Source organism: Mesorhizobium sp. M7A.F.Ca.US.011.01.1.1, assembly GCF_003998295.1.
Classification (GTDB): Bacteria; Pseudomonadota; Alphaproteobacteria; order Rhizobiales; family Rhizobiaceae; genus Mesorhizobium.
Window position 1 is genome coordinate 1 of record NZ_RZRT01000208.1, and the last position, 761, is coordinate 761.

General features: G+C 63.7%; 1 pseudogene. It reads left to right on the forward strand.

Features of this window, described 5'->3' with window-relative positions:
• A pseudogene (locus EOA13_RS37350) lies at positions 1-761 on the forward strand (DNA ligase D); the annotation flags it as partial.

A 761-nucleotide genomic window follows, 5' to 3' on the forward strand; every position in this document is an offset into this window, starting at 1 on the left:
GTCTTCGAGACCATGTGCGCCGGGGGCCACGAGGGCATCATCGCCAAGCGCGCGGACAGCCGCTATGTCGGCGATCGGACTGCCGCCTGGCTGAAGATCAAGCGCACGAAACGACAGGAATTTGTTGTCGGCGGCTACCGCCCAAGCGACACCGGCCGCGGTATGGCGTCGCTGATCCTTGGTACCTATGAGGACGGAAAGCTGATCTACCGCGGCCGCGTCGGCACCGGGTTCACCGAGGCGATGCGCAAATCCATTCTCGCGCAGTTGGAGAAGCGGCCTCTGGACAAGCCCGCCTTCGTCTCCGTGCCCCGCGACATTGCGCGACGCGCCCGATGGGTAAAGCCCGAACTCGTTGCCGAGGTTACCTATGCCGAAGTGACACCGGACGGCAGCCTGCGGCATCCAAGTTTTCAGGGCATGCGCGAAGACAAGCGCGCCGACCAGGTGGTGATGGAGATACCGAAGACCCCGGCTACGCCTGGCTCCGCCGATCTCGATCCGGCGATCGGCAAGGAGATCGCCGCTGCGGTCGGCGTCAAGCTCACGCATCCAGACAAGGTCATGTATCCCGGAACCAAGGTGACAAAGTCGACGCTCGCTGCCTACTACGCCGCGGTTGCCGACAAGATGCTGCCGCACATTCAGGACCGGCCCCTGTCGCTGGTGCGCGACACCGACGGCGACCTGCAGCAGACCTTCTTTCAGAAACACAAGCTGCCTGGCATGCCCAAGGCCATCCATGACGGGCAGCTGGAGAA